Below are 3,979 nucleotides of genomic sequence, written 5' to 3'. Positions count from 1 at the left end.
GCTCTGGCGCTGGTCGTCGGGCGGCGGCGGGGGATCCAGCCCGTCCGCCGGCGGCGGCGGGCGGAAGGGCGGCGGCTCGTCGCCGCCCTGGAACAGCGGCGGCGGCGGGGGCGGGGGCAGCCCATCGGCAGGCGGCGGCGCGACGAAGGGTGGCGGTTCCTCCCCGGACGGCGGCTCGTCCTCGCCCTCGGGCGGTTCGCGCCACTCCCCGGCCGGGTCGCGACCGGGCGTGTCGCCGCTGTCGTGCGACTGGCTCTTGCGCAGCACCTCCGCCAACTCGTTCCGCCGCAGCCGCGCATCATACTCGGGATCGTCGGGGTCGCGGGTCGGCGCCATGGCCGGGTCGTGCTGCACGATGGTGCCGGTGCCCTGGCCCGTGCCGGGCTCGAGGCCGCCGAGCGTGTTGTCCTGCCAGTAGTCGCCCTCCCGCACTGCGTCCGGGCCGTTCTCAGGATCGCCCTGCGGCACGTTGACGCTGCCGTCCTCGGGCGGCTTGGTGAACACCACGGGGTGCTGGCGGTTCTCGGCCGCGGCCAGGATGTCGCAGGTGTCCGGATCGTCGCGCATGTCCTGCAGTTCGCCCACCACGCGCGTCGCGTAGTTCGCATCGCCGTCGGCCTGGATCACGAAGCCCTTGTCGCTGTCCTTGCTGCTGCTGACGCGCAGCTGCCCGTCGCCGATGTCGGTGACGTACATCGCCTGCTTCACCTTGAGCTGGCGATGCCGCCGGCCGCCGCCCTTGCCGCCGGCCCTGGCCTGCTGCGCCAGCCAGTCCGGCGGCTCCCCCGGATCGGCCTGTGCGGCGCCGAGCGGCTCCTCCAGCACCGGGGCGGGCGGGTCCTCCGGGCTGTTCTGCTCCTTGTCCGGCACGATGGCGCCGACCGTCTGCACCCCGACCGGCGTGATCAGCACGTGGGAGTTGCCGACCACGAGCTGTATCTGCGAGCGCGCATGGAGCATCAGGAAGTCCGCCGTCAGTACCAGCTGCTTGTCCGAGGAGGTGAAGCTCACGCCGGTGACGCCGGCCAGCGCGCTGCCGCCCACGGTGCGATGCTCGTCGGAGGTCACCTTGTCGTAGCGCTTCTGCGCGACCTCCAGGTTCTGCTCGCCGCCGATCGAGGTGAAGGCGCCGCCGCCGGAGTCCGCGCCCTTCGGCGGCGGCCCCCCGCCGACGCGGATGTGGTGACTGCCGCGCGTGGTGTCGTAGCGGCTGCCGGTGCTGGTGGTGTCGAGCCGATGCTCGGCGCGCAGCAGGAACTGCTCCTTCCCCTGCTCGTCCTCGAAGCGGATCATGTGGAAGCCGGCGTCCCGCGCGCCCTTCGCCGGGGTGGAGCGGGTGCGGATGCCGCTGCGCGTCGTGCGGTCGTTGACGGTGGCGGCCAGGTCCTCGCGGTGCTCCAGGTTGCGCCCGGCGACCGACAGGGCAGGGAAGGGCAGGTGCGTGCTGCCGGAGCCCGCATTGTAGGCGCGACCGACGATGATGGGCCGCTCCGGGTCGCCGTCCAGGAAGCCAACCAGCACCTCCTCCCCGATGCGGGGCAGGAACTGCACGCCGTAGCGCTCCCCCGCCCAGCCTTCGGCCACGCGCACCCAGCAGGTGTTGCGGTCGCTCGCCAGCCGGTCGTCCGCGGGCTTGTCCGGCTCCGGGCCATTCGGCCCGGGGTCCCAGGCGAAGCGGATGCGCACCCGACCGAGCGCGTCGGTGAAGATGTCGTGCTCGGTGGTGGCAATGCCCTTCGGCCCGACCACCAGCGCGAGATGCGGTCCCGCGGCGAGTGGCCGCGACGCGCCCGGTGTCGGCCAGCGGTCCGGCTGGAAGTCGCCATCCACCGGGATCGCCTCGAAGGCGCAGGCATAGCCATGCGACTTCTCGAAGCCCTCGGAGACCGCGTCCACCACCGTCTTGGCAAGGCTGCCCGCCGCCGTCAGCGCGGCGACCAGCGCGCTGCCGCCGCGGCCGATCGCCTTGCCGACGCTGTCCGGCAGGCCGGAGGGGTCGGAGGCGCCGGGCTTGTTCTTCAGCCAGTCATGGATCTCGATGGCCTTGGGCAGGCTGTCCGCCTTCACCTTGTCCCGCACGCGCTCCGCCGCCTCGCCGAGCAGGTCGTTCTCGCGCTCGTCGTCCTTCAGGCCGGTGGCGCCGGCGGCGGCCTTGCCGGCCTTCTCGCCCAGCACCAGGGTCAGCGCGCTGCCCAGCGTGCCGCGCACCACGCTGACGAACTTGTCGCCGAAGCTGCGGTCGTCGGCGAAGTGGAAGGCCTCGATCGCGGCCAGCTTCACGACGTAGCTCTGCCCGTTGAAGCCGGCCTTGGTGTCGTCGCGGCTGACCGAGAAGTGCCGGCCGGCCGTCAGGTCCACCTGGCGCGTGCGCCCCGAGGCCGAGACGACCGAGGCCTCCGCCTGGTGCATGCGCCGCGCGGCGGGCGGCGTCGGCAACTCCTTGCCGGCCCGGGCGGGGATGGCGTCGAAGGCGGCGGAGGGGAAGATCTCCGCCCGCAGCCCGATGTTCTGCGCCGCCATCGCATAGGCGTCGTGCACGGCCGCGAAGTCCACCGGCGTGTTCTTCGGGTCGAGCTCGTTGAAGTCGCCGAGCTTCACGTGCTGGCCGGTGCTGACGAAGCTGCGCTTGAAGGCCGTGATGTCGAAGGGGCCGGTTCCGCCCTTCGTCACATGCATGAAGCCGATCGAGGGCGGCCGGTGCTCGCCGTCCGACAGCACCATCTCCTCGCGCTGGATGTCGTCGTCGTGGCGGAACCGGTAGGAGATCCCGTGGCGGTCCAGCAGGCGGTGGACGAAGGCGAAGGTCGTCTCGTTGTACTGCGCGCAGAACGGGATGACGTGCTGCTTCACCTCGTCCGAGAGCAGTCGCTTGTCGAAGAGCATGTGCTGGAAGGGATCCAGCACCTCGTGCAGGATGTCCACCAGGGTGCGGTTCTCGAACACCCGGTTGCGCTGGTCGAAGGCGGCCAGGCGGAAGGTGGGGACGAGCCGCGCGCGGTAGGTGCGGCGGCCGTTCAGCGAGCCGAGGCGCTCCAGCGTCTCGATCACGCCATAGCGTGTGACGTGCCCCTCCTGCGGCTTGCCGTTCACCTCGGCGTTGCGCCGGATCCTGAAATGCGCGGCGTGGCCGACGATCCGACGCGCTTCGACCTCCACCTCCGGCGTGCCGACCATCGTCAGGTCGAAGGCATAGGGCATGGAGATGCCCTCGGCGCCGGAGACATGCACCAGGACCAGCGGGTCGTCGCGGTCCGGGTCGTTGCGCCGGCCGTCGCGGGCGGTGTCGAGCGCGGTGAAGACCTCGAGCTCGCGTCCCTTGTTCTTCAGCGCCATGGCGGGGCTCCGTCAGGGGACCGGGTTGCTGACCTGGCCCGCGAAGACCACGCTGATCGTGCCGCCCCAGAGGCATTGGCAGGTGCAGGTGTCGTCCAGCCCCGGCTCCTGCGCGATGCGCACCGCGCGGTTGCCGGGCATCCAGGGCGTCTGCGTCATCGGCTGGCAGGGCTGCGGCGTCAGCACGCCAAGCGCCGCGGCGGTGGCCGCCGCCACCTGGGGGTTGGCCGGGCTCATGCAGGCGCCGAAGGGGCGGATATTCACCATGGGCTTGTGATCCATGATGGTCGCCTTGCCCTTGTGCTCCAGCGTGACACCGTGCCGTGGCGGCACGCCGAGCGTCGCCGGGGCCATTCCCATGGTGCAGGCGATCACCGCGCCGTCCACCACCCAGAACGGCATCGCGCGTCCTCCTACAGTGCCGGCGGGCCGGGCGGCACGGGCGCCGCGGGGGGCTCGAACAGAAGCGTCACGCGCGTCTCCTCGCCGGCCGGCGCCAGGGTGACGAGGCCGGACGCGGCCGCCACCAGGCGCCGCATCGCGGGCTCGCCGGGCAGGATGGCGCCGGACAGTCCGCGCGCGCCGTGCGCTGCCGCATGGACGGCGATGGCCCCGAGCAGGGCCGCGCCGATGCCGCTGCCCTGGC

The 3,979-nt window shown here is 72.4% G+C and carries 3 protein-coding genes; all 3 read right to left on the bottom strand.

Translation table 11 applies throughout. From position 1 onward, the window contains the following. The coding region (locus tag OZN99_RS27115; RefSeq protein WP_270938347.1) for a type VI secretion system Vgr family protein at positions 1-3,333 on the bottom strand (3,333 nt) is incomplete at its 3' end. Positions 3,334-3,345: 12 nt separating this feature from the next. Continuing rightward, entirely contained in the window at positions 3,346-3,735 is a 390-nt protein-coding gene (locus OZN99_RS27110) for a DUF4280 domain-containing protein (RefSeq protein ID WP_270938346.1), read from the bottom strand. A gap of 11 nt (positions 3,736-3,746) precedes the next feature. Further along, a partial coding sequence (locus OZN99_RS27105; protein WP_270938345.1) for a GNAT family N-acetyltransferase occupies positions 3,747-3,979 on the bottom strand: 233 nt, incomplete at its 5' end.

It is taken from the genome of Falsiroseomonas oryzae (assembly GCF_027856955.1).
GTDB classification, from domain to species: domain Bacteria; phylum Pseudomonadota; class Alphaproteobacteria; order Acetobacterales; family Acetobacteraceae; genus Falsiroseomonas; species Falsiroseomonas oryzae.
This window is presented reverse-complemented; position numbering and strand designations above follow the sequence as displayed.